The following is a 26,116-nucleotide window of genomic DNA, read 5'->3' as shown; positions in this document are numbered from 1 at the left end:
GCCTGGCTAGCCCCGGCGGCCCGCGGAGCTGGTGGCGGGGGCCTTGCCCGCCGGGGCCGGCCTGGCCGGCGCCTCCGTGCCGCGGCGCAGCCGGTTCTCCCCGAGGAAGAGCAGGATCGGCGCCGCGATGAAGATGGAGGAGGAGGTGCCGACAACGATGCCGAACAGCATTGTCCAGGCGAAGCCCGAGAGGGTGTCGCCGCCGAACAGCGCCAGCGGCAGGGCCGAAAGCGCCACGGTGATGGAGGTGCCGAGGGTGCGGTTCAGCGTCTCGTTGATCGAGCGGTCGATCAGCTCGCGCAGCGGCATCGTCTTGAACTTGCGCAGGTTCTCCCGCATCCGGTCATAGACCACGACCTTGTCGTTCACGCCGAAGCCGATGATGGTGAGGATGGCGGCGACAGTGGTGAGGCTGAACTCGATCCGCGTCACGGCCAGGAAGCCGACCACCTTCGTCGTGTCGAGGAGAAGGGTGATGACGGCGCCGACGGCGAACTGCCACTCGAAGCGGAACCAGATGTAGATCAGCATCGCGGCCAGCGAGACGCCGAGGGCGATCAGGCCGCCCTGGAAGAGCTCCGCCGAAACGCGGTTGCCGACAGCCTCCGTGCGCAGGATGCGGGCTCCCGGCGCCACCTGCTCCAGCGCGCCGCGCACGCGGGAGACGGCCTGCTGGGTCGCCGCTTCCTCACCCTGGACGGGCAGGCGGATGAGGACGGTGGACGCATCCCCGAATTCCTGCACGCCCACATCGCCCAGGCCGAGGCCCGAGACGGCGCCGCGGAGCTGGCCGAGATCGGCGGGGCCCGGGGTGCGGGCCTCCATGATGATGCCGCCCTTGAAGTCGATGCCCTGCTCCAGGCCCGGGTTGAAGGCGAGGATGACGGAGGCGGTGGAGAGAATGGCGGAGAGAGCGAGGCCCGCGAACCGTCCCTTCATGAACTGGATGCGGGTGTCGTCCGGGACGAGGCGGAAGAGGGGGCGGCGGAGGAAGCCGAACATGGGCGTGTTCTCTCTCAGACCGGCAATTCGCGCGGGCGGCGCGCGCGATACCACCAGGAGACGATCAGGCGGACGAGGGTGGTCGCGGTCCACATCTGGACCACGGTGCCGATGGCAACCGTGACGGCGAAGCCCTTCACCGGGCCCGAGCCGAAGGCGTAGAGGCAGGCCATGGCGATCAGGTTTGTCAGGTTGCTGTCCATGATCGTGCCCGAGGCCTTGGTGAATCCGGCCTCCAGCGCCTGGATCGGCGTCCGGCCCGCGCGCACCTCCTCGCGGATGCGCTCGTTGATGAGGATGTTCGCATCCAGCGCGGTGCCGAGGGTGAGCACGATGCCGGCGATGCCGGGCAGGGTGAGCGTGGCCTGCAGCAGGGAGAGCGCGGCGATCATCAGCATGATGTTCACCGCCAGGGCGATGTTGGCGAACCAGCCGAAGAGCCCGTAGGCGAAGCCCATATAGAGGAAGACGAAGGCGGTGCCGGCAGCCAGGGCGAGCATGCCGGCGCGGATGGCGTCCGCCCCCAGCTCGGGCCCGACGGTGCGTTCCTCGACGACGGTGAGCGGGGCGGGAAGGGCGCCGGCGCGGAGCAGCACGGCCACGTCATTCGCGGTGCGGGCGGTGAAGCTGCCGCTGATCTGGCCGGAGCCGCCGATGATGGGCTCGCGGATGACGGGGGCGGTGATGACCTTTTCGTCCAGCACGATGGCGAAGGGGCGGCCGACATTCTGGCGCGTCACCTCCGCGAAGCGCCGGGTGCCGACGGAATCGAAGGTGAAGTTCACCACCCATTCGCCGTTGCGGCTGTCCTGGCCCGCGCGGGCATCGGAGAGGTTGGCGCCATCCACCTCGACGCGGCGGCGGACCGCGTAGCGCTCGGGCTGAAGCCCGCCCCGGGCCTCGCCCTGAAGGAACTGGACGCCCGGGGGCGGGGCGCCGGCAGTGGGATTCGCGTTCTCGTCCAGCAGGTGGAAGGTCATGCGGGCGGTGCGGCCCAGCAGTTCCTTGATGCGGTTCGGGTCCTCGACGCCGGGAAGCTGGACAAGGACGCGGTTCTGTCCCTGCCGGGCGATCAGGGCCTCGGCCACGCCCGTCTCGTCGATGCGGCGGCGCACAATCTCGATGGACTGCTCGACGGCGTTGCTCGACTTGGCCACGAGCGCGGCGTCGGAAAGGGTGGCGGTCACGGTGCCGTCGGGCGCCGTGGTCACGGTGATGTCCGGCTCGGTCGCGCCGGTTGCGGAGCCGCGCACGGGAACGGGGATGGCCAGTTCACGCAGCCTCGTGGCGGCGGCCTCGGCCTGGGCGGGGTCGCGCACGCGGAGCGAGAGGCGGCGGTTGTTCGGGTCGCCGGTGAGGTTCAGGTAGCCGATATTGGCTTGGCGGAGCCCGGTGCGGGTCGCATCGACCAGGCTCTCGACCCGTTCGCGGACCACGGCGTTCATGTCCACCTCCAGCAGGAGGTAGGAGCCGCCGCGCAGGTCGAGGCCGAGGGAGATCTGGCGCGCCGCCCAGTTCGGCAAGGCCGAGCGTGGGACGAGATTCGGGACGCAGAGCAGCAGGCCCAGGGCGATGACGCCCAGGATCGCGGCGACCTTCCACCGCGCGAAATACAGCATGGCCTGTTCGGCCCCCCGTGTCAGAACTGGCGATTGCCCGAGAAACAGGGGCGGAACATGCTTCCCGGCGCCCCCCGATGCAACCCTTGCGCGGTTTTGCTACACGCCGCCGGGTTTCTTGGGGAATTCGGATATGCGCCGTCTGCGGCTTGGGATCCTGGGGGCGGGGCATTTCGGGCGCTTCCATGCGCTGAAGGCGGCCAGGGGGCCGCGCTTCGACTTCGTCGGGCTACATGATGCGAACCCCGAGCGGGCGGCGCTGGTGGCGGGGGAGGCAGGCTGCCCCGCCCTTCCGGCCGAGGCGGTGATCGAGCGCGCGGAGGCCGTGATCGTGGCGGCGCCCACCGCCTTCCACCACGGTCTGGCCCATGCGGCGCTTTCGGCGGGCAGGCATGTGCTGGTGGAGAAGCCCATCGCGGCGACGCTGGATGAGGCGGACAACCTGATCTCGCTCGCCCGGGCCAAGGGCGTGGTGCTGCAGGTCGGGCAGCTGGAGCGGTTCTCCGGCGGCATGCGGGCGCTGCGCGGTCCGGGCGCCGTGGATGGCGGGCTGGCGGCGCGGGTAGGGCGGCCGCTCTACATGGAAGCGATCCGCATCGCGCCCTTCCGGCCGCGCAGCCTGGATGTCTCGGTGGTGCTGGACCTGATGATCCATGACCTGGACCTGGCGCTGGCCCTGGCGGGCAGCCCCCTGGTGGGGGTGGATGCGGTGGGAAGCCGCGTCGTCTCCCCCACCATCGACATCGCCAATGCGCGGCTGCGCTTCGGGAACGGCGCGGTGGCGACGATCACGGCCAGCCGGGTCTCCCTGCAGATGGAGCGCCGGCTGCGGGTCTTCGGGGATGCGGGCTACCTGAACCTGGACCACCTGAAGCGGGAGATGTTCTGGGTGCGGCGCGGCGAGGGCGAGGCGCTGGAGCAGGTTCCCGGCCATGGGCTTTCGCGCGCCACCTGGGCGGAGAGCGACAGCCTGGAGGCCGAGCACGCGTCTTTCGCCGCCGCCTGCCTGGACGGCACGCCGGTGGAGGCGGATGGTGTGGCCGGCCGTGCGGCGTTGGATGCCGCCTTGCGCGTGGAGGCGGCGGTGCGGGCCTCGCTGGAGGCGGCCGCCGCGGGCTGACCCCGCGATTCCTGGACCGGAGACGCATTCATGGCCATGCCGCCCATCAGCCGGGTGCAGGATGATCCGGGCCTGCCGGGCCAGGTGGATGTCGCCGTGATCGGCGGCGGGATCGCGGGGGTGGCGGCGGCCTATTTCCTGGCGAAGGCGGGGCGTTCGGTCGCGCTGCTGGAGAAGGGCGTGGTGGCCGGCGAGCAGTCCAGCCGGAACTGGGGCTGGTGCCGCGTGCAGAACCGGGACGAGCGGGAGATCCCGCTGATGCTGCGCAGCCAGGAGATCTGGGATGGGCTGGCCGCAGAGACGGGGGGCGATTACGGCTTCCGGCGCGACGGGCTGGTCTATGTGACCCGCAGCGAGTCCGAGATGGCGCGCTGGCAGGCCTGGGTGGACATGGCCCGGCAATACCAGGTGCACAGCCGGATGCTGACGGCCGAGGAGGCGCGGGCGGCGACGCCGGGAAACGACGGTGCCTGGATCGGCGGCGTCTCCTCCCCCCGGGATGGCATGGCGGAGCCGTTCAAGGCCGTGCCGGCCCTGGCCCAGGCGGCGCAGAAGCTCGGCGTGACCATCCACCAGCGCTGCGCGGTGCGCGGGCTGGACATGGTGGCCGGGCGGGTGGCCGGGGTGATCACCGAGCGCGGGCGGATCCGCACCGATGCCGTGCTGCTGGCGGGCGGGGCCTGGTCCTCGATGTTCCTGCGGCGGCACGGGGTGGACCTGCCGCAGACCAGCGTGCGCTCCACCGTCTTCCTCACCAGGCCGGCGCCGGAGGTGACGAAGGGCGGGATCTACACGCCCGACATCACGATCAGCCGGCGTGGGAATGGCGGCTACATCGTGGCCGCGAGGAATCGCGGGCGGATCGAGGTGACGCCGGGCGGGATCCGCCATGCCCGCAAGTTCTGGCCAACCCTGGTGAGCCGCTGGAATAGCGTGAGCTTCGGCGTGGGCGCCTCCTTCTTCCGGGGGCCGGACGCGCTGGCGGGCAAATGGTCCTTCGACGGGCCGGCGCCCTACGAGGCGGAGGACATGCGCGTGCTGGACCCCGCGCCGAGCAGGGGCGTGGAGGAGCCGGGGCTGGAGCAGCTTGCCAAATCCTGGCCGGCCCTGGCCGGCACGAAGGCGGAGGCGACCTGGGGCGGGTGGATCGATTCCACCCCGGATGCGGTGCCGGTGATCGCCCCGATCGACGCGCTGCCCGGGCTGTTCCTCTCCACCGGCTATAGCGGGCATGGCTTCGGCATCGGGCCCGGGGCGGGGCGGCTGGCGGCGGACCTGATCCTGGGGACGAACCCGGTCGTGGACCCCCGGCCCTTCCGGCTGGAGCGGCTGGTGGATGGATCGCCGATCCAGGAGCCCGGGATGATCTGAAGCGGGCTTCGCCCACTGGGGCGGGCGTTGCCCGCCGGGGCGGGCGGTGCCCGCCCGGGCCGGTCGTTGTCCGCCGGTCAGGCCAGGATGGTGCGGAGCCTCTCGGCGACGGCCTCCATGGCGAAGGGCTTGGTGAGCAGGTGCATGCCCGGCTCCATCCGCCCCTCGCCGAGGGTGGCCGTCTCCGCATAGCCGGTGATGAAGAGAACCTTCATCTCCGGGCGGGTCTGGCGGGCGGCATCGGCGAGCTGGCGCCCGTTCATGCTGCCGGGCAGGCCGACATCGGTGATGAGCAAATCGACCCGGATGTCCGATTGCAGGATGCGCAGGCCAGAGGGACCGTCGGCGGCCTCGACGGTGGTGTAGCCCATCTCCTGCAGCAGCTCGGTCAGGAGCATGCGGATCGTCCCCTCGTCATCGACCACGAGGACCGTCTCCCCCGCGCCGGCATGGCTGGCGCCCGGGGAGGGGCGCGGGTCTTCCTCGGCCTCGGCCGGGCCGCTGTGGCGGGGAAGGCTGAGATGGATCGTGGCGCCCTCGCCCGGCGTGGATCGGATCCGGACCGTGCCGCCGGACTGCCGGGCAAAGCCATAGACCATCGAGAGGCCGAGGCCGGTTCCCTGGCCAATCGGCTTGGTGGTGAAGAACGGGTCGAAGGCGCGCTCCAGCACCTCGGGCCGCATGCCGGTGCCGGTGTCGGTGATGAGGATGCCCAAGTAGTCGCCGGGCCGGAGATCGGGCGCCGATGCCGGGGCTTCGGTAATGGCCTCGTGGCGAGTCTCGATGGTGATGCGGCCGCCATCCGGCATGGCGTCGCGCGCATTGATGCAGAGGTTGAGGATCGCGCTTTCGAGCTGGTTGGGATCGCAGAGCACCGTCCAGGGCCGGGGCTCCAGCTTGGTTTCGATCACAACCGCCGGGCCGACCGTGCGCCGGATGAGATCCTCCATGTCCGTGACAAGGCGGTTCGCATCGGTGGGCTTGGGGTCCAGCGTCTGCCGGCGCGCGAAGGCGAGGAGCCGGTGGGTAAGCGCGGCGGCGCGGCTGGCGGCGCCATTGGCGGCGGAGAGGTAGCGGTCGAGATCCTTGAGGCGGCCCTGGGCGATGCGGGTGCGCATCATCTCCAGGCTGCCGAGCATGCCGGTGAGGAGATTGTTGAAGTCATGCGCCAGGCCGCCGGTAAGGTGGCCCAGCGCCTCCATCTTCTGCGCCTGGAAGAGCTGCTGGCGGGCTTCTTCAAGCTTGAGCTGCGCCTCGCGCCGCTCGGTCAGGTCGCGCGTGACCTTGGCGAAGCCGATGATGCTGCCCGCCTCGTCGCGGACGGCATCGATGACGACGCTGGCCCAGAAGCGGGCGCCGTCCTTGCGCAGCCGCCATCCCTCGGCCTCGTAGCGGCCATCCCTGCGCGCCGTTTCCAGGGCGCGCCAGGGCAGGCGCGTGGCCACGTCCTCGGGCGTGTAGAAGCGGGAGAAATGCTGGCCGGTGATCTCGCCGGCGGAATAGCCCTTGATGCGCTCCGCGCCCGCGTTCCAGTTGGTGACATAGCCCTCGGGGCTGAGCATGAAGATGGCGTAGTCCACCACCCCCTGCACGAGCAGGCGGAAGCGCCGCTCGCTCTCCATGGCGGCCAGCTGCATCATGCGCTGCTCGGTCATGTCGCGGGTGATCTTCGCGAAGCCGATGAGCTTGCCGTTCTGGCGGATGGGATCGATCACCACCATCGCCCAGAACCGGGTGCCGTCCTTGCGCAGGCGCCAGGCCTCGGCGGTGAAGCGGCCGGCCTCTCTCGCGCTGCGGAGGGCCTGGGCGGGGATGCCGGCCTCGCGGTCCTCGGCGGTGTAGAAGCAGGAGAAATGGGAGCCGATGATCTCCTCGGCCGCGTAGCCCTTGATGCGCTCGGCGCCGGGATTCCAGCTGACGACATGGCCCTCGGCGTCGAGCATGTAGATGGCGTAGTCCACGGCGGCCTGGACCAGAAGTTCGGCGGCCGCCGCCGGGGAGATGGTCTGCCTGGCGGGGGCGGTGCGGGAGAGCTCCTTGGATCCGTTCATGCTGCTGGGCGTTCGTCCGTTCGCGCGCGTGGCATTCCGAGGATCCGGTCAGCTGTGATGCGGGCGGCACCGGCCTGCGCGGCCGGTACTCTGCAGCCCGTCCCGTGGTGTCTCAGCATCCTCCGCCCGTCTCAAGCGGTCGGCCCTTCACAAACCCGGGCGAAGGGCCATTACAAGCTGTTTCGCCCTGCGCCGGGGGCTTCGCCGGGGCCCGCCAGCTCATCGAGGATCGGGCAGTCCGGCCGGGCATCGCCGTGGCAATGGGCCGCGAGGTGGCGCAGCGTGGCCGCCATGGCGGAAAGGTCGCGCGCCTTCGCCTCCAGCGCCTCGACATGGGCCAGGGCCAGCCGCTTCACCTCGGCGCTCGCGCGCTGGCGGTCTCCCCAGAGAGCCAGGAGGCTGGCGATCTCGTGCAGGGCGAAGCCGAGGTCGCGGGCGCGGCGGATGAAGCGGAGGGTGTGGATCTCCGCCTCGGTGTAGTCGCGGTAATTCGACTCGGACCGCGCGGCGGCCGGAAGAAGGCCGATGGCCTCGTAGTGGCGGATCATCTTCGCCGAGACGCCGGAGGCCTGGGCGGCTTCGCCGATCCTCATGCCGGCTTCTCCGTGGCGGCCATCTCCGGCGCGCGGAAGCGGCGCAGGCGCAGCGCATTGCCGACGACGAAGACGCTGGACAGCCCCATGGCGGCCGCCGCGAGCACCGGGGAGAGCAGGCCGGCGATGGCGACGGGGATGAGCACGACATTGTAGGCGAAGGCCCAGAAGAGGTTCTGGCGGATGTTGCGCAGCGTGGCGCGGCTGAGGGCGATGGCGGTGGGGATGCCGCGGGGATCGCCCGACATCAGCACCACATCGGCGCTTTCGATCGCGACATCCGTGCCCGTGCCGATGGCGATGCCGGTATCGGCGGCGGCAAGCGCCGGGGCGTCGTTGATGCCGTCGCCGACGAAGGCGAGCTTCCCGGCGCCGCGCAGCTGGCGGATGGCCTCCACCTTGCCCTCGGGCAGCACCTCGGCTTCCAGCTTCCCGATGCCGAGCTGGCGGGCGATGGCGGTGGCGGTGCGGCGGTTGTCACCGCTGACCATGGCGAGGTCGAGGCCCATGCCGCGCAGGGCCTGGAGGGCGGGCGCGGTGCTGGGGCGGATGGGATCGGCCACGGCGAGGATGGCCGCGAGACGGCCGTCAATTGCGGCGTAGATCGGGCTGCGGTCGGCATCGCCGAGGCGCGCGGCCCGTTCGGCGAAGGGCGCGATATCGATCCCCAGGGATTCCATGAAGCGGTCCGCGCCGACTTCCACCCGCCGGCCCTCGACCCCCGCGCGCAGCCCCATGCCAGGGATGGCCTGGGTCGCCATGGCACGGGGGATAGGGAGGTCGCGGTCCCTGGCGGCGGCGCGGATGGCTTCGGCCACCGGATGCTCGCTGGCGGATTCCGCGGCGGCGATGAGGGGGAGAAGGCTGGCCTCATCGAATCCCGGCGCGGGGATGAGGTCGGTCAGCGCCGGGCGGCCTTCCGTCAGCGTGCCGGTCTTGTCCATGGCGATGGTGGAGACATCCTGCAGGGCCTGAAGGGCGGCACCACGGCGGAAGAGGACACCGAGCTCGGCGCCACGGCCCGTGCCCACCATCACCGCGACGGGGGTGGCGAGGCCCATAGCGCAGGGGCAGGCGATGATGAGCACGGCGACGGCCGCCACCAGGGCATGCGCGATCCCGCCGCCCGCCAGGAGCCAGCCGGCGAAGGTGAGGGCGGCCACCGCCATGACGGCGGGAACGAAGTACCGTGTGACCTTGTCGGCCAGCGCCTGGATCGGGAGCTTGCCGCCCTGGGCTTCCTCCACCAGCCGGGTGATGCGCGCGAGGACGGTGGCCGAGCCGACGGCGGTGGCGCGCAGCCGCAGCGCGCCCGGGCCGTTCACCGTGCCGCCGATGACCCTCTCCCCGGGGCCGCGATGCACGGGCAGGGATTCGCCGGTGACCATGGATTCATCGAGATGGCTCTCGCCCTCGATGATCTCCGCATCGGTCGGGATGCGCTCGCCGGGGCGGAGGCGGAGGATGTCGCCGGCGCGGAGGCGGGTGGCGGGGATCTCCTGCTCCACCCCGTCGCGCTCCACCCGGGCCGTGGCAGGCTGGAGGTCCAGCAGGCGGCGGATGGCGGCCGAGGCGCGGCCGCGCGAGCGCGCTTCAAGCCAGCGGCCGAGCAGGACGAGGGCGGTGATGACGGCCGCCGCCTCGAAATACACATGGCGCTGTTCCTCCGGCACGAGGCCGGGGGCAAGGGTGACGGCGGCGGAATAGGCCCAGGCGGCGGCGGTGCCGAGGGCGACGAGGCTGTTCATCTCCGGTGCGCCGCGGAAGAGCGCGGGCCAGCCGATGGCGTGGAAGCGGCGGCCGGGCCCCAGGATGACGGCAGTGGCCAGGGCGAGCTGGACCAAGTTCCAGGTGGTTCCGGCGGTGGCGTGGTGCAGGGCGGGCAGGAGATGGCCGCCCATTTCGATGAGAAAGAGCGGGGCGGCGAGGGCGAGGGCAAGCAGGGTGTCGCGGCGCAGGCCCGCTTCCTCTCCCGCCTCCGGGGGCGCGGCGTGGCGGGCATGCGCCGGATCGGACGCGGCGGCGCCGGCATGGTCCCGCGGCGCGGGCTCGGGCGCCGCCTCGGGGGCGGGTTGGTAGCCGGCGGCGCGGATGGCCTCCTCGATCGCCTGGCGGTCGGGGGTGCCGGGGGCGTGGCGGATGGTGGCGCGGCGGGTGGCGAGGTTCACCACCGCTTCCTCCACGCCGGGCAGGGCGGCGAGGGCACGCTCCACCCGGCCGGTGCAGGCGGCGCAGTTCATGCCCTCCACCGCCAGCTCGGTGGTTTCGGTGGGGGAGGCGAAGCCGGCCCGGGCGATGGCGTCCCGCAGGGCGGTGGGATTCAGGGCCTCGCCCTCCACCGTCGCGCGGCGCGTGGCAAGGTTCACGGCGGCGGCCGTGACATTCGGCAGGGCGGCAAGGGCGCGCTCCACCTTCCCGGCGCAGCCGGCGCAATGCATGCCCTCGACAGGCAGGGAGAGGCGAGTGGCGGTGGCAGCGGACATGGCCGGTCTCCTTCGCTGCCGGTCAGATGGGGATTCCCATCATGGGAAGGTCAAGGGGCACGGGCGGCCTGTTTGCGCGGCCAGGGTTCCGGCCTAATCCGGGCGCATGTCCGCATCCCCCGGTTTCGATCCCATCCCGGCCGGCATCGTCTGCGTGCCGGATTACGAGCAGCCCGCGCGCGAGCGCATGGGGGAGAATGCCTGGGCCTATGTGGGCGGCGGGGCGGGGGATGAGCTGACGCAACGGGAGAACCGGGCCGCGTTCGAGCGGCTGCGGCTGAACTCCCGCGTGCTGGTGCCGATGGGCGGCGCCCATACCAGGCTGCGGCTGCTGGGGCAGGATTTCGAGCACCCCGTGATGGTGGCGCCCACGGCCTTCCACCGCCTGCTGCACCAGGATGGCGAGGTGGCGACCATGCTCGGCGCCTCGGCCACGCGGTCCGGCATGGTGGTCAGCGCGCAGGCGAGCCTGCCACTGGAGGCAGTGGCGGCGCAGGCCCGGCAGGCGCCCTGGTTCCAGCTCTATGTCCAGCCGGATCGCGACTTCACCCTTGCCCTGGCACGGCGGGCGGAGGCGGCGGGCTATGCGGCGCTGGTGGTGACGGTGGATGCGCCGGTAAGCCTGCGGAACCGGGAGCAGCGGGCCGGTTTCCAGCTTCCGCCGGGGGTGGAGGCGGTGAACCTGCGCGGCGCCCGCCCACCGGTTCCGGTCGCCGGGGAGAGCGATATCTTCGGCGCCGTGGCCAGGGCGGCCAGCTGGGACGATATCGCGGCGCTGCGCGGGGCAACGCGTCTTCCCGTGCTGCTGAAGGGGATCATGACATCCGGCGATGCCGCGCGGGCAGTGGCCGCGGGGGTGGATGGCATCGTGGTTTCCAACCATGGGGGGCGGGTGCTGGACACCCAGCCGGCCACGATCGAGGTGCTGCCCGCCATCGCGCGGGAGGTGGCGGGGCGGGTGCCGGTGCTGCTGGATGGCGGCATCCGGCGCGGGACGGATGTGCTGAAGGCACTGGCGCTGGGTGCGAAGGCCGTGCTGGTGGGGCGGCCAGTGCTGCACGGCCTCACTGTGGCCGGCGCCATGGGTGTGGCGCATGTGCTGAAGCTGCTGCGGACCGAACTGGAAGTGGCGATGGTGCAGACAGGGTGCCCGACGCTGGAGGCGATCGGGGAAGAGGTGATCTGGCGGCGCGGCTAGGGCCCGCCGGCGCCGCTGGCCTGGCCATCCCGCGCCCTCCTGCGGCTGGACAAGGCTGCGGCCGGGCGGCAGGACGCGTGATGCCGCGCCCAGCAGGACCCGCCGATGCCGCCGATCAATCCGCTCCTTCTCGACACGGGCAGCCCGCCGATCCCGGAGATCCAGGGCTGGGGCGCCGCCTATGACGGTGCGGCGGGACCGCTGCTGAACCTGTGCCAGGCGGTGCCCGCCCATGCGCCGGCGCCCGGGATGCTAGCGCGGCTGGCGGAGGCGGCAGGGGATCCGCGCATGGCGGGCTATGGGCCGATCATGGGCGATGCGGCATTGCGCGAGGCCTATGCGGCGCATCTGTCGGCCGTTTATGGCGGGCGGCGCGATGCGGCGGAGGTGGCGATCACCGCCGGCTGCAACATGGCCTTCTTCATCGCGATGATGGCGCTGGCGCAGCGGGGCGATGCGGTGATGCTGCCCACGCCCTGGTACTTCAACCACCAGATGACCCTGAACATGCTCGGTATCGAGGCGCGCGCGCTGCCTTGCCGCGCGCAGCAGCGCTTCGTGCCGGATGTGGAGGATGCGGCGGCGCTGATCGATGGCCGCGTGCGGGCGATCGTGCTGGTGACGCCGAACAACCCGACGGGCGCGATCTACCCGCCCGAGGTGATCGCGCGCTTCCACGCGCTGTGCCGGGAGCGCGGCATTTGGCTGGTGCTGGACGAAACCTATCGCGACTTCCTGCCGCCCGGGCAGGCGCGGGCGCATGACCTGCTGGCCGGGGATGAATGGCCGGAAAACCTCGTGCAGCTCTACAGTTTTTCCAAATCCTTCGCAGTGCCGGGCTACCGGCTGGGTGCGCTGGGCGCGCCGGCCGCGGCGATGCCGGAGGTCGGGAAGGTGGTGGATTCCGTGCAGATCTGCGCGGGGCGGGTGGGGCAGGCGGCGCTGACCTGGGGGCTGCCGAATCTGGATGAATGGCGCGCGGGAAAACGTGCGGAGATGGGGGAGCGGGTGGAGGCGGTGCGCGCCGTCTTCTCGCGCCTGCCGGGATGGAGGCTGGAGGCCTGCGGCGCCTATTTCGCCTATGTGCGGCATCCCTTGGTGGGGCGCAGCGCGCGGGAGGTGGTGAAGGCGCTGGTGGACCGGCACGGGGCGATGTGCCTGCCGGGACCGGCCTTCGCGGGGGAGGAGGCGCATCTGCGCATCGCCTTCGCGAATCTGGACCTGGCCGGGATCGCGGCGATGGAGGAGCGGCTGCGGGACGCGACGCCCTAGCTCAGCGCGCGGAACGCCCGCATCTAGCGAAGACGGCCCGGAAGGCGCCACCCGCTTTCATCCGGGCCTGTTCTCCACCATCGCCATTAGGGTCTCGAGCCTGTCCGCCTCTTCGGCGGGCTTGTCCTGGCGAAGCCGAGCGATGCGGGGGAAGCGCATGGCAACGCCGGAGCGATGGCGGGAGGAAAGCTGCGCGGCGTCGAAGATAACCTCCAGCACGAAGGATTTCTCGACCTCCCGCACCGGGCCGAAGCGGGCCGTGGTGTGGTTTCGCACCCAGCGGTCCAGGAAGATGAGTTCCTGGTCGGTGAAGCCGGAATAGGCCTTGCCGACCGGCACAAGCTCGCGCGTGCCATCCTCGTTCGTGCGCCAAAGCCCGAAGGTGTAGTCGCTGTAGTAGGAGCTACGCTTGCCATGGCCGCGCTGCGCATACATCAGCACGGCATCGACGCTGAGCGGGGCGCGCTTCCATTTCCACCAAAGGCCTTTGACACGCCCCGGCACATAGGCACTGTCGGCGCGCTTGATCATCAGCCCTTCGATCGAGGCCTCGCGCGCGCTGTCCCGCAGCGCGGACAGGTGCTCCAGCTTCTCGAAAGGGATGAGTTCGGAAACATCCATGCGCGCCGGGGCGTGGCGCGCGAACCAGGCCTCCAGCCGGGCACGGCGGGTGGTGAAGGGAAGGGAGCGGAGATCCTCCTCGCCATCCAGCAGCAGGTCGTAGAGGCGGACGGCGACGGGATAGTCGCGCATCAGCTTGGGGCCGATGACCTTGCGATTCAGGCGCTGCTGGAGATCGGAGAAGGGCGCCACGGCACCGTCGCGGATGACGAGGAGTTCGCCATCCAGCACGCCGTGGAAATCCATGGCGTCCGCGATCTCGGGGAAGGCGCCGGAGATGTCCTCACCCGTGCGGGACCAGAGGCGCCTGCCGCCAGGCGCGCCGGTCAGCTGGACGCGGATGCCGTCCCACTTCCACTCGGCACGCCATTCGGCGGGGGCGTGCTCGATGGCGACGATGTCAGCCTCGGCCTCCAGCGGGTGGGCGAGCATGAGCGGGCGGAAGACAGGTGCGCCGGCGGCATCGGGGCGCGGGCCCTTGCCTTCCAGCCAGCGGAAGAGGGGAAGATAGGGTGGCACGACGGCGTGCCAGACTTCCTCGATCTCGCCGATCTCCTGGCGGGACCATTCGGCCAGCGCGGTCTTCGCCAGGCGCGCGGAGGCGCCGACGCGCAAACCACCCGTGACCAGCTTGATGAGGGCGAGGCGGCCGCCGGCGTCGAGGGTATCGAGCCAGCCCTCCATCAGCGCCGGCACCTCGGCGCGGGAGGCGAGTTCAAGGCCTTCGACCACTTCGGACAGCGAGGGCGGCGGGGTGTTCACACCGTGGCATTCGGGCCAGATCAGGGCGACCGTTTCGGCGAGGTCGCCGACATAGTCATGCGAGAGCGCGAGGAGCGTCGGATCGACCCGGCTGGCGACGAGGTCGCGGATGATGCTCGGCTTGGCGGCGGTGAAGGCAAGCTCGCCGGTCAGTGCCGCGAGGCCAACGCCGCGGTCCGGGTCGGGCTGGTCGGCGAACCAGCGGCGGATGAGTGCGATCTTGGCGTTGCGGCCGGGCGTGAAGACAAGGCGCTCCAACAGGTCGGCGAAGGCCTGGACGCTCACGGGGTGGTCTCTTCGCCGAGGGCTTCGGGCGCGCCCTCGTCCTCCTCGTCCTCCCGCCCGACGAGGTGCAGGGCCCGCCCACGGATTCCTTTCAGGGACAGCGCATGGACCAGGGCGTCGTCGCGGCCATGGGTGACCCAGACCTCCGGTGCGCGGACATCGTCGATCGTCTGCAGCAGCTCGTCCCAGTCGGCGTGGTCGGAGATGATGAGGGGAAGCTCCACGGCGCGCAGCTTGGCGCGCTGGCGCACGGTCATCCAGCCCGAGGCGGCACAGGTGACCGGATCGGCCAGGCGGCGGGCCCAGGGTGTGGCCTCGGCGGATGGCGGGGCGATCACGATTTCCCCGGCGAGAATGGGCGGGTGCCCGCGCTTCAGGCCCTTCGGCACCGGAAGAAGCGCGCCGAGCGGGACGCCGAGCGATTCATACAACGTGCAGAGCTTTTCCACGGCGCCGTGGAGATGGATGGGGCGATCCCAGCCAGCTTCGCGCAGCAGGGCGATGATGCGCTGCGTCTTCCCCAGCGCATAGGCGCCGACGACATGGGCGCGTTCGGGAAAGAGCGCGACGCTGTCGAGCAGGCGGCGGATCTCATGCGAATCCGGCGGGTGCCGGAAGACGGGGAGGGCGAAGGTCGCCTCGGTAACGAAGACATCGCATTCGACCGGCACGAAGCCCGCGCAGGTCGGGTCGCGGCGGCGCTTGTAGTCGCCCGAGACCACGATGCGGCTGCCCTGCCATTCCAGCGCCACCTGGGCGGAGCCGAGGACATGGCCCGCGGGATGGAGGGTGAGGCGGACGCCGTTGATGGTGACGGATTCGCCGTAGCGCAGCGGCTGCTGTGTGTCGCCGGCGCGATCCTCGCCGAAACGGGCGCGCATGATGGCCAGCGTTTCGGGCGTGGCGAGAACGGCGGCGTGACCGGGGCGGGCGTGGTCCGCATGGCCGTGGCTGATGACGGCGCGATCCACCGCGCGGGTGGGGTCCACATGGAAACCCCCCGGCTCGCAATAGAGGCCGAGGGGCGTGACCTTCATCCAGGTTTCGGGATGCGGGGGCATGGGCGAGGTTAGATTGGGCCTCCTGCCCCCGCTTCAAGCGGCGCGGATCACTCCGCGGCCTCGGCAATCTCGAGCAGGGCGGCGCCGTTGCGGCGCTCCCGCGCGATGGAGGTCCCGCCGCAGCTCACGCCGTCCAGCACGTCGCTGTCCGGGTTGGTCACCTGCAGCTTTGCCTGGACGCGGCAGGCGAGCTTGTTGTTGCCCGCACCGTTCCAGCGCCGGATGGCATCCACCCAGTTGCCATAGGTGTCGAAGTGCTGGCGCAGATAGCTGGCGCCCCAATCGGCCGACCGCCAGGGATCCAGCGGCCAGTCGGAGCTGCGGGCATGGACCCGGGCGTTCACCTGCACGCAGCCGGCCATGACGTAGGCGCCAGACGGGGCGCCGCGGTAGATCCGGCGGGCCTCGTCGATCGTGTCGGGATAGTAGGCGCGGCCGCCGATATTCATCGCATGGGCGTGCAGGCCCGATTCCGCGAGGGAGATGGCGACCATCAGCCCTTCAGGGATGTTGTGGGCGAGCTCGGCCTGGCGCACGGCGTCGAGGCAGGCAGCGCGGGGGCTGTCGAGATCCGTCCGGCGCAGGACGGCCGGGCGCGCGCGGATGGTGGTGCTGGGCGAGACGAGCGAGACGGTCTGGATGTGCCGCGGCAGGTCGGCCGGCGGGGGTGTGGGCTGGGAGGCGAGATGGGGCTCGTCCGCCGTAGCACAACCGGCGGCAAGGGAGCCGAGGCTGATCACGATGGTCGAGGCGAGCGCGGCCCGGGCGACGCTGTTCTGGCGTCGTCGGGTCGGGCTCCCGGCTCGGGTCGGAGGGGCGCTCCGCGGCTTCGCGCACGGGAACGCCGCGTTGGGCAGTCGGCCCGGGGGGGCCGACAGTCGGGGCGCGGACGTCATGCAGGAAGCGCTACCAGCAAGGCGCAGCTCAGCGCAACCCAAAACGCCGCGGGATTGGTCGCGCGGGTAAAAACGCCAGAACGAAACGAAGGTTTCCGCCCCGCTCTCGCCACAATCGGGGAGGGATGTTTCGCCGTGTGGTGGCCTGTAAGTATCCACCATGAAGTTTGGACTTATGTTGGCGTCCGTCGGGGCTGATGAGTACTTACGAATACAGTAAAAACGGAGTCGTGGCCCTTTTGGCCAAGCGCCCTCGCAGGCAGCGCGGGGGGCAGCCGCGCCTCCTTGGCAGCGAGGGCGAAAGGAAAGGTTGGAAACGGCGCGCAGCAACGATTCGCCGCGGCCTTCATGCGGCCTGCGGCGAAGTTGCTGATTTCAGGGGGAAGACGGGGGAGGTGTGACCGGAAAAGGTTAACGACGCCGAGCCCCGGGTCCGTGGCGTACATTGCGCCTCTGGAACCCCGCGGCTCAGCGCCGTCTCCTCGTTTCCTTCCCCAAACCCGGCCCGTCTTTGACGGCGGCACGGTTTTTCTCGCATGGTCTTATATAAGACACAAGACGCAATTTGAACGAGCCCTATCGCTCGCGGAGGCGTGATCTAGTCCGGCCTGGGCCCTGCGGTGTTGGATGGGCCTCGCCCTGTTGCGTTGCGGGATGGTAGGATCGGCGCCTTCCACCAATGCAGAAGCGTCCCGTGAACGAGATGCGTCGCCCCGATGCCCGGCCCCTCTATGTGCAGGTCGAGGCCATCCTGAATGCCCGGATCGTCTCGGGCGACTGGAAGTCGGGCCAGGCGCTGCCGGCCGAGCCGGAGCTTGCGGCCGAGCTGGGCGTTTCCGCCGGCACGCTGCGGCGCGCACTGGCACGGCTGGAGCAGCGCCACCTGATCGAGCGCCGGCAGGGGCGCGGCACCTACGTCACCCAGCAGACGAGCGAACAGGCGCTGGGGCAGTTCTTCCGGGTGCGGAACCTGGCAGGAATGCCGGTGGAGCCGGAGACGCTCATCACCGGCGTGGCCACCGGACCCGCGACGGAGGAGGAGGGCGCGAAGCTGCGGCTGCAGCCGGGCGAAACCGTGCACCGGATCGAGCGGAGCCGGGTGTTCGAGGGAGAGCCGCGCATCGCCGAGCAGATCATCGTCCCGGCCGCGCTCTTCCCCGGCCTTTCGCTTCCGCTCGCCCCGGCGCAGCTGGCGACGGAGATCTATGTGCATTACCGCAACGCGCATGGGATCATCGTCGTGCAGGCCGAGGAGAATCTGTCGGCCACGGCAGCGTCCGAGGCGGATTCGGCGGTGCTGGGCTGCGCCGTGGGAACGCCGCTGCTGTTGATCGAGCGCGTGACCTTCGACGCGGCAGGGCGCCCGGTGGAGCTGCGCGTTTCGCGGCTGGACACGCGCTCCCATCGGTACGCGGTGGAAATCGCCTGAGCCTCGCCACCGCCCTCCGCATGGGCGGTTCCCTTTGTTGATCCGTGATATATTGTGACGGTTGGGTGGCTCGCCTGACCGATGCAGCCTCTCGAATCCAGATCAATGCGAAGCGCGGGGGAGAGTGGGTCCAGGATGACGGGCGAGCGCCTGTTCGACGGTGACGATATTCGCGTCGTCGATCTCACGCGCCCGGGGGATGATGGAACCCTGGTCGTTACCTTTCCGCCGTCCAGCCCAAGGCTTTCGCTGGACGGGGAGGGCTTCGGTGCCCGCTTCCTGGCCGCACAGGGCATTTCCGCCGTGGTGTTCACGGCGGCATGGAGCCACTGGTTCCAGACGGAAGAATGCGATGCTGCGCTGGAGGCGATCCGGCCGGTGGCGGCCCGGTTCCGGCGGGTCGTCACCTATGGATCCAGCATGGGCGGCTATGCGGCCGCAGCGGCCAGCTCGGCGCTCGGCGCCGATGCGATCATCGCCATCTCGCCGCAATTCTCGGTGGATGAGCGAAAGGCGCCATGGGACCGCCGCTATCAGACCTGGGCGGCGCGCATCCGCAAGGGCGCCGGGTTCTGCCGCGATAACATGGCGAACCTGATTCGCCCCGAGGCGGAACTGCATCTGGCCTATGACCCGTTGCTCAGGGGAGACCGGCTGCATGCGGAGGCGCTCCTGGCGCATTCCGCCAATCCGCAGCCTCTCGTCATGCCCTTGTCGGGCCATCCGACGGGGCTGCTGCTGCAGCAGGGCAGCGAGTTGAAGTTCTGGGTCCTGGGCATCGTCCGTGGCCGACCGGATGTGGGGGTGCGGATGCGCTTCCGCGCCCGGCGGCGCCGGATCCCGCTGTGGTGGGCGCGGCTGGCCCGCAACGCGGCAGACCGGCGGCCGGCGCTTGGCTTGGCTGCAGCGCGGCGCGCCCGGGCCCTGGCGCCCGCGGATCCGAGCGTGGCCTTCCTGGCGAGCGTGCCGCTCTTCCGGGGCGGGGCGCGGGAGGAAGGGCTCGCGGCGGCCGAGGCAGCCTGCATGGCGAAGCCGCGCAACGCCAAGTACCGCCTGCATCGCGCGCGGCTGCTGATGCTAGCGGGGCAGCCCGCCAGGGCACTGGCCGAATACGAGGCGGCGCTGCTGCATGCGCGGGATCGCGCCGCAGCTCTGGCAGGGATGGCGGAGGCAAAGGCGGTGCTGGGCGATACGGAGGCCGCGCGGCGACTACTTGCTGAGGCGGAGGAGCTGGGTGCCGGCGCGGATCTCCGCAAGCGTGCGGAGCGCCTTCTCCGCAGCGCCGGGAGCAAGGAGGGCGGCGCGGCCGCCCTGGCCCTGGAAATCGCCGAAGCGAACACAGGCGACGAAGCCGAGGAGGAGGACGCCTAGGGCCGCCCTGCGGTCCCGCTCAGGCGGATTGTGGTGTAGAGGCGCCCAGCCGCGCAGCGGCCCAGCGGGCGCTGTCGGCCACCACCGCGTCCTCGTCATCGCGGAGTTGCAACGCGATGGGCAGGAGCGAGGCGTCGCCTGAATTGCCGATGGCGTTGAGCACGTTCCGCACGAAGCGATTGCGCCCGATGCGCTTGATGGGAGAACCGGAGAAGCGGGCGCGGAAGGCGGCATCGTCCAGCATCGCCAGCTCGGCGAGGCGCGGCGCCACGAGGTCTTCCCGCGCGATCAGGCCAGGAATGCTCGTCGGTGTCGCGAAGCGGTTCCACGGACAGACGGCGAGGCAATCGTCGCAGCCATAGATGCGGTTGCCCAGGCGCGGGCGCAGCTCCTCCGGGATGGGGCCGCGATGCTCGATGGTCAGGTAGGAGACGCAACGGCGCGGGTCGAGCCGGTAGGGCGCCGGGAATGCGTCGGTGGGGCAGGCGACCTGGCAGCGGGTGCAGGAGCCGCAGCGGTCGGCATGGGGCGCGTCAGGCTCAAGCGCGAGGGTTGTGTAAACCTCCCCGAGGAAGAGCCAGGAGCCATGCGTGCGCGAGACGAGGTTGGTGTGCTTGCCCTGCCAACCCAGCCCGGCCTGCTGCGCGAGAGGCTTTTCCGAGACGGGGGCCGTATCCACGAACACCTTCACGCCCGGGCTTTCGAAACGCGCGACCATCCAGCGTGCCAGCGCCTTCAGGCGGGATTTGACGAGATCGTGGTAGTCGCGATGGCGGGCATAGACGCTGATCGTGCCGCGATCCGGCATGTCCAGATAGGAGAGCGGATCGTCCTCCGGCGCGTAGGAGAGGCCGAGGGAGATGACGGACAGGGCTTCGGGCCAGAGGGCCTGGGGATGGGCGCGCTGTTCCGCGCGGGTTTCCATCCAGCCCATCTCGCCGTGATAGCCCTGGGCCAGGAAGTCCGCGAGGCGCTCGCGCACCTCCGGGCCGAGATCGGCGCGCGCGAAACCCACCGCATCGAAGCCCAGGCGCAGGGCTTCGTCGCGGATAGCGGCGCGCGCCTCTTCCGTCATCCGCGGCCGCGATAGGGCGGGACGCCCTGCTCGGGGATCCAGGCCCCGGCGGGCGGGGCGCCGGTCTGCCAGAAGACGTCGATCGGGATTCCCCCGCGCGGGTACCAGTAGCCGCCGATGCGGAGCCAGGCAGGTTCCAGCAAATCCACGAGGCGCTTCGCGATGTCGATGGTGCAGGCCTCGTGGAAGGCGCCATGGTTGCGGAAGGAGGTGAGGTAGAGTTTGAGGCTCTTGCTCTCCACCAGCCAGTCGCCGGGGATATAGTCGATCACCAGATGCGCGAAGTCCGGCTGCGCCGTGATGGGGCAGAGGCTGGTGAATTCGGGCGCGGTGAAGCGGGCAACGTAATGCGTGCCGGGGTGCGGGTTAGGCACGCGCTCCAGCACCGCCTCTTCCGGGCTGTCGGGCTGGGAAGTGCTGCGGCCGAGCATGGTCAGGCCGGATAGGTCGTGGCTCATGATGTCGTCTCCTCCGGCGAGGGCGGCTCGGGCGGCGGGGTGTTTTCCCACTTCGCCATGATCGCGGCGGCCTCGGCCTCGAAGCGACCCTCCAGGATGGCGGTGCGGAGCCGCGCCGTGAGGGTCTGGTAGTAGCGGATGTTGTGCCAGGTCAGCAGCATCGGGCCGAGCATCTCCTCGGCGCGGATGAGGTGCTGGACATAGGCGCGCGAGTGCCGGGTGCAGGCGGGGCAATCGCATTCCGGATCCAACGTGGACGCATCGTCAGCGTGGCGCGCGTTGCGCATGTTCAGCACGCCGCGGCTGGTATAGGCGCGGCCGGTGCGGCCGGACCGCGTGGGGATCACGCAGTCGAACATGTCCACGCCGCGCGCGACGGCGCCGATGATGTCGGACGGCGTGCCGACGCCCATCAGATAGCGCGGCTTGTCCTGCGGCAGCATGGGCAGGGAGAAGTCGAGGGTGCGGAACATCTCCGCCTGGCCCTCGCCCACCGCCAGGCCGCCGATGGCGTAGCCCTCGAAGCCGATCTCCGTCAGGGCCTTCGCGCTTTCGGCGCGCAGATCCTCGAAGGTGCTGCCCTGCTGGATGCCGAACAGGCCGTAGCCGTCCCGCGGGCGGAAGGCCTCGCGGGAGCGGGCGGCCCATTTCATCGAAAGGCGCATGCTCTTCGCCGCGTCCTCATGCGTCGCCGGGAAGGGCGTGCACTCGTCGAAGCACATGGTCACGTCGGCATCGAGCAGATGCTGGATCTCGATGCTGCGCTCCGGCGTCAGGCGGTGCTTCGAGCCGTCGATATGGCTCTGGAAGGTGACGCCATCGGCATCCATCTTCCGCAGGCCCGCCAGGGACATGACCTGGAAGCCACCGGAATCGGTCAGGATCGGGCCGTCCCAATCCATCAGCCTGTGCAGCCCGCCGAGGCGGCCGACGCGCTCGGCGCCCGGGCGGAGCATGAGGTGATAGGTATTGCCGAGGATCATGCGCGCGCCGGTGGAGCGCACGGCATCGGCGGTCATCGCCTTCACCGTGCCGGCGGTGCCGACCGGCATGAAGACCGGCGTCTGAACCTCCCCATGCGCCGTGTGCAGCGTGCCGGCGCGCGCGGTGCCGTCCCGCGCCTGGAGGGTGAAGGAGCGCGCGCTCATGCCGCCGCCTCTGCGTCGTCCGGCGCAGCCTCTACGTCGTTGCGGTCGATCAGGCAGGCATCGCCATAGGAGTAGAAGCGGTAGCCGGCCGCGACGGCGTGGGCATAGGCCGCGCGCATCCGGTCGGTGCCGCCGAAGGCGCAGACGAGCATGAAGAGGGTGCTTCTCGGCAGGTGGAAGTTGGTGAGGAGGAGGTCGGCCCCGTGGAAGCGGTGGCCGGGCAGCAGGAAGATGTCGGTCAGGTCCCGGAAGGGACGGGTGATGTTGTCGCTGCCCGTCGCGGTTTCCAGGAGGCGGAGCGCGGTGGTCCCGATGGCGACGACGCGGCCGCCGCGCGCGCGCGTCTCGTTGATGGCCTGCGCCGCTTCCTCCGTCACCTCGCCCCATTCGGCGTGGAGGCGCTGGGCGCGCGGGTCCTCGCCGCGCAGCGGCAGGAAGGTGCCGGCGCCGACATGCAGGGTAAGGGTGGTGCGGGCGACGCCGCGGGCATCGAGCGCCGCCAGCAGCTCCGGGGTGAAGTGGAGGCTGGCCGTGGGCGCCGCGACCGCGCCGGGGATGCGGGCGAAGATGGGCTGGTAATCCTCGCGGTCCTCCGGCCTGGGGCCTTCGGGGCGGGCGATATAGGGGGGGAGGGGGATTTCGCCCGCCTTCTCCAACGCGGCGGCAAGGGCCGCCTGGTCCGGTCCGAAATCGAGGCGGACGGTCCCGCCTTCGGGATTTTCCACCACGCGCGGCGCGAGTTCCGGCGCGCCTTCGACGGCAAGGATGTCCCCCGCGCGCAGCTTGCGGGCATTGCGGACCAGGGCGTGCCAGGTGCCGTCCGTTTCCTGGCGGTTCAGCATGATCTCCACCTTCGCCTCCCCGCGCCGGGCGCGCAGGCGGGCGGGGATCACCCGGGTGTCGTTCACCACCATCAGGTCCCCGGGGCGGAGCAGGTCCGGCAGGGCGCGGATGGTCAGGTCCTGCCGTTCCTCCGCGATGCGGAGGAGGCGCGCGGAATCGCGCGGGCGGGCGGGTGTCTGGGCGATCAGCGCCTCGGGCAGGTCGAAGGCGAAGTCGTTGGTCGAGAGGGGGCGGGGCAAGGTGTTCGGGCTGTTTCGGGGGGCGGGGGCCGGTAGCCCTTCCGGGGCCGTGGGGCAAGCGTGGCCGGTCACGACAACATCAAAATGGTTAATGAAGATGAAGGTTGAAGAGGCGCGGGGATCGTCTCAGAAAAGAGATCGTTGACGATTGGTGAACGATTCGTGCGGAACCGTCCTTCCCTCCGAACCGGTGACAGCGATGGCGCTCTCGACGCGCTGCATGCGGAAGCCATGGCCTTCGACTGGTCCGGCGGGCTCCTGCCGCCATGGCCGGGCCTGGCTGGCTGGCCTCCACCCCTGCCCGGTCGGGAGGAGATGCCGGAACTTCCGCCCCCCGTGGCCCTCGCCCCGGCGGTGGTGACACAGGCGGAAGAGAGCCCGGCCCAGCCCCGCCCGGATCCCGCTCCGCCCCCGCCAGTGGAGCCGGCTCCGCGGGAGGAACCACCGCTTCCCGCCCCTCCGGCGCCAGTCCCGGAACCGGCACCCCAGCCCGCGCCGCCCACCCCGCCACGGCCCCTGTTCCTGCGGGGCGGGGCGGCAGGGGAGGTGCTGACGGGCGGAGACGCGGACGACACGATCCTGGGCGGTGGGGGCGATGACCTCCTCTCCGGCGGTGGTGGGCGGGACGACATCACCGCCGGCGCAGGGAACGACACGATCCTCGGCGGGGATGGCAACGACCTCATCCAGGCCGGGCCGGGCGACAACCGGATCGAAGGCGGGGCGGGGCTGGACCTGATCGGCAGCGGCGGCGGGCGGGATACCATCCTGGGCGGCGATGGCGCTGACCTGATCTCATCCGGCGGGGGCGATGACTCCGTGCTGGGCGGCGCAGGGGACGACATGATCCTCCTGGGCGATGGCGACGACACCGCGGATGGGGGCGAGGGCGCCGACCTGATCTTCGGCGGTGCCGGGCAGGACCTGCTGATGGGCGGGGCGGGCGACGACATCCTGGCCGGCGGCGCGGGGCTGGACCGGGTGCTGGGCGGGGATGGGGACGACCTGGTGATCCATGCCTTCGCGGAAAGGCTGGTGGCGCCCGACATCCTGCTGGGCGGGGCGGGGCGTGACACGCTGCGGCTGGAGATCGATTCCGGCTCCTGGGGGGAGGCGGCGAACCGCGCGGCCATCACTTCCCTGGCGCGATGGGTGGCCCAGGGCCATGGCGAGGACGCGGTGTACCGGGACGATCGCCTCGGCATCGCCGCCTCGGGCTTTGAGGTGGTGGAGGTGCTGGTGGATGGCGTGGCGCCGACGGCGTCCGACTGGCTGGGCTGAGGGGCGGAAATCTGCGCCCCGGCGATTCCGCGCCCGGGCGAAGCGCATTACACCTGGGCGCGCATTGCTGAGGATGGGATGGCGCGCATGCAGGTGAACACGGACCGGTTCCTGGCGGATCTGCACGAGCTGCGGAGGTTCGGCGCGTTCAAGACCGGCGTGCACCGCCCGACCTTCTCCCCGCAGGACATGGAGGCGCGGCGCTGGTTCATGGACCGCCTGCGCGAGGAAGGGCTGGAAGCCGAGATCGACGGCATCGGCAACATCCTCGGGCGCAATCCGAAGCCGGGGCCGCATCTGCTGGCGGGCAGCCATCTGGAAAGCCAGAACGAGGCGGGGTGGCTGGACGGCGCGCTGGGCTGCGTGGCCGCCCTGCACCTCGCGGCGTCAGGCCTGCCGGTGGACGTGGCGGTGTTCTCCGACGAGGAAGGGCATTACGGCAGCTTCATCGGCAGCCGTTCCTTCACCGGCATCCTCGAGGAATCCGAGATCGACGGGCTGGCCAACAAGTACCACGGCAAGCCGCTGCGCGAGGCGCTGCGCGAGGCCGGGCTGGAAGCCAAGCCGCGCCTGCAGGTGGAGCGCGACCGCTACAAGGCCTTCCTGGAGATGCATATCGAGCAGGGACGCCAGCTGGAGGGCCAGGGGCTCGGCATCGGCGTGGTGACGGGCATCGTCGCCATCTGGCAGTGGAAGATCACCATCGAGGGCCAGCAGAACCACGCCGGCACCACCACCATGGCCGAGCGGCGCGATGCGGGCATGGCGGCGGTGCGGCTGCTGGCGATGATCGACGAGGAATTCCCGCGGCACTGCGCCGAGCGCACGGTGTGGACCGCCGGCCGGATCGAGCTGAGCCCCGGCGCGCCCTCCATCATTCCCGGCAGGGCCGAGATCCTGTTCCAGTACCGGGACGTGGACATTGACGTGCTGCGGCGGCTGGAAGTGGTGCTGCGGCGCTGCGTGGCCGAGAGCAACCGGCGGGAGCGCTGCAAGGTGGCGCTGGAGGCCATGTCCCTCTCCACCCCGGCAGTGAGCGACCCCGGGCTGCAGGACGCGCTGGCGGATGCCGCCGAGGCGCTGGCGCCGGGCCGGTGGCAGCGCATGCCCTCTGGCGCCGGGCATGACGCCCAGTACCTCGCGCGGGTGATGCCGGCGGCGATGCTCTTCGTGCCCTCGATCAACGGCATCAGCCATCACTGGACCGAGGACACCAGCGACGAGGACCTGGCGCTGGGCATGCGCGTGCTGGCCGAGGGCGCGCGGCGCATCCTGGGGGCCTGAGGCGGGGCTCGCGGCCGGGGCGGCGATGCCCCGGCCAGCGAGGGTCGGCTATGAGGCAGCAGCGTCCACCGAATTCACATCGTTCAGCCGGAAGTATCGCTCCACTAGTGGGGAGAGCTACCGCAGGTCGGGGCGCAGCGGGCTGGTAGAAGGCGTAGGACTGGATGTCCGTTCCAGCCTCGCGAGCGGCCGCAAACGCGAGCTGTCTGGCTCCGCGCCTGATGGCAGACCTGGCCGAAAGCTGACGATCCGCTAAGGAACAAGAGCCTACCAGATGCAGATATGCACCGCTGCTCCCCCTGCTTTCGGAGATGACAAGGCAACCGCGCTGTTCATACTGCTAGGATGCCAAACGAATACGAACGCTCGCTGAAACTGGCCGTCCTCATCGACGCAGAAAATTCCTCGCATCGCATAGCAGCAGGTTTGTTTGAAGAAATAGCTGCTATTGGAGAGGCCAGTGTGCGTCGGATCTACGGGGACTTTTCGGGAACCCGACTCAAGAGTTGGTCCGAAGTGCTGTCTACTTAGCTCGACTTTGGCCATTTGAGCTGAGGAGAGGCGGCGGAGCGGGCTGACCGGCTAGGGTGGATGCGTCCCCGCCAAGAGACGCCGCCATGCTCTGCCTGCCGACCCGCTTCGCCGCGGTGATCC

General features: G+C 70.6%; 21 protein-coding genes. 9 read left to right on the top strand and 12 right to left on the bottom strand.

Annotated features, from left to right (window positions below):
- Positions 1–6 precede the first annotated feature (6 nt).
- Together secF and secD are read right to left on the bottom strand one after the other, a co-directional pair.
- Positions 7–1,002: a protein translocase subunit SecF gene (secF, locus tag J8J14_RS16835; protein ID WP_209380707.1), complete on the bottom strand. Its 996-nt coding sequence runs from the start codon at positions 1,000–1,002 to the stop codon at positions 7–9.
- Between the two features lie 14 nt (positions 1,003–1,016).
- Positions 1,017–2,621: a protein translocase subunit SecD gene (secD, locus tag J8J14_RS16830; RefSeq protein WP_209380706.1), complete on the bottom strand. Its 1,605-nt coding sequence runs from the start codon at positions 2,619–2,621 to the stop codon at positions 1,017–1,019.
- Between the two features lie 133 nt (positions 2,622–2,754).
- Here secD and J8J14_RS16825 point away from each other — a divergent pair, with 133 nt between their 5' ends.
- Positions 2,755–3,741, top strand: a complete 987-nt coding sequence (locus tag J8J14_RS16825; protein ID WP_209380705.1) for a Gfo/Idh/MocA family protein — start codon at positions 2,755–2,757, stop codon at positions 3,739–3,741.
- Between the two features lie 30 nt (positions 3,742–3,771).
- Positions 3,772–5,112 carry an NAD(P)/FAD-dependent oxidoreductase gene (locus J8J14_RS16820; protein WP_245215883.1) on the top strand — a complete coding sequence of 447 codons (1,341 nt, stop codon included), beginning with the start codon at positions 3,772–3,774 and terminating at the stop codon, positions 5,110–5,112.
- Positions 5,113–5,189: 77 nt separating this feature from the next.
- Here the strand turns inward: J8J14_RS16820 and J8J14_RS16815 are convergent, their stop codons facing one another.
- From J8J14_RS16815 to J8J14_RS16805, 3 genes are all read right to left on the bottom strand, one after another.
- Positions 5,190–7,163, bottom strand: coding sequence for a hybrid sensor histidine kinase/response regulator (locus J8J14_RS16815; RefSeq protein ID WP_209380704.1), 1,974 nt, complete (start codon positions 7,161–7,163; stop codon positions 5,190–5,192).
- A gap of 170 nt (positions 7,164–7,333) precedes the next feature.
- The gene (gene cueR, locus J8J14_RS16810) at positions 7,334–7,756 is read right to left on the bottom strand and encodes a Cu(I)-responsive transcriptional regulator (protein ID WP_209380703.1); all 423 of its coding nucleotides are present in this window, start codon (positions 7,754–7,756) and stop codon (positions 7,334–7,336) included.
- Positions 7,753–10,239, bottom strand: a complete 2,487-nt coding sequence (locus tag J8J14_RS16805; protein WP_245215882.1) for a heavy metal translocating P-type ATPase — start codon at positions 10,237–10,239, stop codon at positions 7,753–7,755. Before J8J14_RS16805 ends, cueR begins: the two co-directional genes overlap by 4 nt.
- Before the next feature lie 106 nt (positions 10,240–10,345).
- On the opposite strand from J8J14_RS16805, the gene J8J14_RS16800 reads away from it, so the two are divergent.
- Both J8J14_RS16800 and J8J14_RS16795 read left to right on the top strand, forming a co-directional pair.
- On the top strand, positions 10,346–11,437 hold the full coding sequence (locus J8J14_RS16800; protein ID WP_209380702.1) for an alpha-hydroxy acid oxidase: 1,092 nt from the start codon (positions 10,346–10,348) through the stop codon (positions 11,435–11,437).
- 105 nt (positions 11,438–11,542) lie between these two features.
- A complete protein-coding gene (locus tag J8J14_RS16795) occupies positions 11,543–12,709 on the top strand; it encodes an aminotransferase (protein ID WP_209380701.1) in 1,167 nt (388 codons plus the stop codon).
- Positions 12,710–12,766: 57 nt separating this feature from the next.
- Here J8J14_RS16795 and J8J14_RS16790 read toward each other — a convergent pair whose 3' ends face one another.
- The 3 genes from J8J14_RS16790 to J8J14_RS25090 form a co-directional block, all read right to left on the bottom strand.
- Positions 12,767–14,377, bottom strand: coding sequence for a cisplatin damage response ATP-dependent DNA ligase (locus J8J14_RS16790; protein ID WP_209380700.1), 1,611 nt, complete (start codon positions 14,375–14,377; stop codon positions 12,767–12,769).
- On the bottom strand, positions 14,374–15,414 hold the full coding sequence (locus J8J14_RS16785; protein ID WP_245215881.1) for a ligase-associated DNA damage response exonuclease: 1,041 nt from the start codon (positions 15,412–15,414) through the stop codon (positions 14,374–14,376). Before J8J14_RS16785 ends, J8J14_RS16790 begins: the two co-directional genes overlap by 4 nt.
- A gap of 71 nt (positions 15,415–15,485) precedes the next feature.
- On the bottom strand, positions 15,486–16,178 hold the full coding sequence (locus tag J8J14_RS25090) for a transglycosylase SLT domain-containing protein (protein ID WP_342452475.1): 693 nt from the start codon (positions 16,176–16,178) through the stop codon (positions 15,486–15,488).
- A gap of 859 nt (positions 16,179–17,037) precedes the next feature.
- Between J8J14_RS25090 and J8J14_RS16775 the strand changes: the two genes are divergently transcribed.
- Both J8J14_RS16775 and J8J14_RS16770 read left to right on the top strand, forming a co-directional pair.
- Positions 17,038–17,763, top strand: a complete 726-nt coding sequence (locus J8J14_RS16775; RefSeq protein ID WP_209380786.1) for a GntR family transcriptional regulator — start codon at positions 17,038–17,040, stop codon at positions 17,761–17,763.
- Between the two features lie 135 nt (positions 17,764–17,898).
- Positions 17,899–19,134: a tetratricopeptide repeat protein gene (locus J8J14_RS16770; RefSeq protein ID WP_209380697.1), complete on the top strand. Its 1,236-nt coding sequence runs from the start codon at positions 17,899–17,901 to the stop codon at positions 19,132–19,134.
- 19 nt (positions 19,135–19,153) lie between these two features.
- Here the strand turns inward: J8J14_RS16770 and queG are convergent, their stop codons facing one another.
- Genes queG through queA form a run of 4 tightly spaced genes read right to left on the bottom strand, consistent with a single transcriptional unit; the run spans position 19,154 to position 22,897 of the window.
- On the bottom strand, positions 19,154–20,209 hold the full coding sequence (gene queG, locus J8J14_RS16765) for a tRNA epoxyqueuosine(34) reductase QueG (protein ID WP_209380696.1): 1,056 nt from the start codon (positions 20,207–20,209) through the stop codon (positions 19,154–19,156).
- Complete coding sequence (queF, locus tag J8J14_RS16760; RefSeq protein WP_209380695.1) at positions 20,206–20,667, bottom strand: preQ(1) synthase; 462 nt, start codon at positions 20,665–20,667, stop codon at positions 20,206–20,208. Before queF ends, queG begins: the two co-directional genes overlap by 4 nt.
- Positions 20,664–21,815 carry a tRNA guanosine(34) transglycosylase Tgt gene (tgt, locus tag J8J14_RS16755; RefSeq protein ID WP_209380694.1) on the bottom strand — a complete coding sequence of 384 codons (1,152 nt, stop codon included), beginning with the start codon at positions 21,813–21,815 and terminating at the stop codon, positions 20,664–20,666. Before tgt ends, queF begins: the two co-directional genes overlap by 4 nt.
- Positions 21,812–22,897, bottom strand: coding sequence for a tRNA preQ1(34) S-adenosylmethionine ribosyltransferase-isomerase QueA (gene queA, locus J8J14_RS16750; RefSeq protein WP_209380693.1), 1,086 nt, complete (start codon positions 22,895–22,897; stop codon positions 21,812–21,814). The genes tgt and queA overlap by 4 nt, the downstream gene beginning before the upstream one ends.
- A gap of 162 nt (positions 22,898–23,059) precedes the next feature.
- Here queA and J8J14_RS25635 point away from each other — a divergent pair, with 162 nt between their 5' ends.
- The 3 genes from J8J14_RS25635 to J8J14_RS25765 all read left to right on the top strand — a co-directional run bounded on the left by J8J14_RS25635 (position 23,060) and on the right by J8J14_RS25765 (position 25,993).
- A complete protein-coding gene (locus J8J14_RS25635) occupies positions 23,060–24,178 on the top strand; it encodes a calcium-binding protein (protein WP_209380692.1) in 1,119 nt (372 codons plus the stop codon).
- 87 nt (positions 24,179–24,265) lie between these two features.
- Complete coding sequence (locus tag J8J14_RS16740) at positions 24,266–25,462, top strand: Zn-dependent hydrolase (protein ID WP_245215880.1); 1,197 nt, start codon at positions 24,266–24,268, stop codon at positions 25,460–25,462.
- 345 nt (positions 25,463–25,807) lie between these two features.
- Positions 25,808–25,993 carry an NYN domain-containing protein gene (locus J8J14_RS25765; RefSeq protein WP_408896189.1) on the top strand — a complete coding sequence of 62 codons (186 nt, stop codon included), beginning with the start codon at positions 25,808–25,810 and terminating at the stop codon, positions 25,991–25,993.
- The last annotated feature ends 123 nt before the right edge of the window (positions 25,994–26,116 follow it).

The sequence above is a fragment of the Pararoseomonas baculiformis genome (genome assembly GCF_017813395.1).
Classification (GTDB): Bacteria; Pseudomonadota; Alphaproteobacteria; order Acetobacterales; family Acetobacteraceae; genus Roseomonas; species Roseomonas baculiformis.
This window is presented reverse-complemented; position numbering and strand designations above follow the sequence as displayed.

Coding starts and splice junctions, on each gene's coding strand:
- J8J14_RS25765 (WP_408896189.1), top strand. CDS start 25,808: ATGCCAAACGAATACGAACGCTCGCTGAAACTGGCCGTCCTCATCGAC.
- J8J14_RS16820 (WP_245215883.1), top strand. CDS start 3,772: ATGGCCATGCCGCCCATCAGCCGGGTGCAGGATGATCCGGGCCTGCCG.
- J8J14_RS16825 (WP_209380705.1), top strand. CDS start 2,755: ATGCGCCGTCTGCGGCTTGGGATCCTGGGGGCGGGGCATTTCGGGCGC.
- J8J14_RS16775 (WP_209380786.1), top strand. CDS start 17,038: ATGCGTCGCCCCGATGCCCGGCCCCTCTATGTGCAGGTCGAGGCCATC.
- J8J14_RS16795 (WP_209380701.1), top strand. CDS start 11,543: ATGCCGCCGATCAATCCGCTCCTTCTCGACACGGGCAGCCCGCCGATC.
- J8J14_RS16785 (WP_245215881.1), bottom strand. CDS start 15,414: ATGAAGGTCACGCCCCTCGGCCTCTATTGCGAGCCGGGGGGTTTCCAT.
- secF (WP_209380707.1), bottom strand. CDS start 1,002: ATGTTCGGCTTCCTCCGCCGCCCCCTCTTCCGCCTCGTCCCGGACGAC.
- J8J14_RS16800 (WP_209380702.1), top strand. CDS start 10,346: ATGTCCGCATCCCCCGGTTTCGATCCCATCCCGGCCGGCATCGTCTGC.
- cueR (WP_209380703.1), bottom strand. CDS start 7,756: ATGAGGATCGGCGAAGCCGCCCAGGCCTCCGGCGTCTCGGCGAAGATG.
- J8J14_RS16805 (WP_245215882.1), bottom strand. CDS start 10,239: ATGTCCGCTGCCACCGCCACTCGCCTCTCCCTGCCTGTCGAGGGCATG.
- J8J14_RS16770 (WP_209380697.1), top strand. CDS start 17,899: ATGACGGGCGAGCGCCTGTTCGACGGTGACGATATTCGCGTCGTCGAT.
- secD (WP_209380706.1), bottom strand. CDS start 2,621: ATGCTGTATTTCGCGCGGTGGAAGGTCGCCGCGATCCTGGGCGTCATC.
- J8J14_RS16740 (WP_245215880.1), top strand. CDS start 24,266: ATGCAGGTGAACACGGACCGGTTCCTGGCGGATCTGCACGAGCTGCGG.
- queF (WP_209380695.1), bottom strand. CDS start 20,667: ATGAGCCACGACCTATCCGGCCTGACCATGCTCGGCCGCAGCACTTCC.
- J8J14_RS16815 (WP_209380704.1), bottom strand. CDS start 7,163: ATGAACGGATCCAAGGAGCTCTCCCGCACCGCCCCCGCCAGGCAGACC.
- queG (WP_209380696.1), bottom strand. CDS start 20,209: ATGACGGAAGAGGCGCGCGCCGCTATCCGCGACGAAGCCCTGCGCCTG.
- tgt (WP_209380694.1), bottom strand. CDS start 21,815: ATGAGCGCGCGCTCCTTCACCCTCCAGGCGCGGGACGGCACCGCGCGC.